This is a genomic window from Brachybacterium sp. AOP25-B2-12, from assembly GCF_052378625.1.
Lineage (GTDB): Bacteria > Actinomycetota > Actinomycetes > Actinomycetales > Dermabacteraceae > Brachybacterium.
This window is the reverse complement of sequence record NZ_JBQSXW010000077.1, coordinates 1-692: the sequence shown is the minus strand read 5'-3', so window position 1 is coordinate 692 and position 692 is coordinate 1. Positions and strand designations below refer to the sequence as shown.

General features: G+C 63.3%; 1 protein-coding gene. It reads left to right on the top strand.

What is annotated here, in order from left to right:
• Nucleotides 1-660, top strand: a 660-nt coding sequence (locus ACT3TZ_RS15220; RefSeq protein WP_444584253.1) for an IS3 family transposase, incomplete at its 5' end; no start/stop codon positions are given.
• Nucleotides 661-692: the final 32 nt, after the last annotated feature.

Below are 692 nucleotides of genomic sequence, written 5' to 3'. Positions count from 1 at the left end.
GGTCAGGCCCCGGTCATGTGCGAGCGGACCGCGTGGCGGATCTGCCACGACAACCAGTGGTGGTCCGTTTTCGGGAAGAAGCGCGCCAAGAACGGGAAACGTCCGGGACCGCCTGTCCACGATGACCTCGTCCAGAGGGACTTCACTGCCGATGACGTCAACGAGCTGTGGCTGACCGACATCACCGAGCACTGGACTGATGAGGGCAAGCTCTACCTCTGCGCGATCAAGGACGCCTTCTCCGGCCGGATCGTCGGCTACTCCATGAGTGACCGGATGAAGGCCCGCTTGGCGGTGAACGCACTGGCCAACGCGGCAACGCGGCGCGGCGACGTTGCTGGCTGCATTGTTCACTCAGACCGCGGGTCGCAGTTTCGATCCCGGAAGTTCGTCCACGCCCTGAACCAGCATCACCTCATCGGATCCATGGGCCAAGTCGGTGCTGCCGGTGATAACGCGGCGATGGAATCCTTCTTCTCGCTGCTCCAGAAGAACGTCCTGGACCGGCGCCGTTGGCGCACCCGTGAGGAACTCCGGATCGCGATCATTACCTGGATCGAACGGACCTACCACCGCCGCCGGCGTCAGGCCCGCCTGGGCCGATTGACCCCCATCGAATACGAGACCATCATGAACCCGACCGTCACCCTGGCGGCCTAAACCAAGCTGACACCTGATCGTGCATCAGTCCC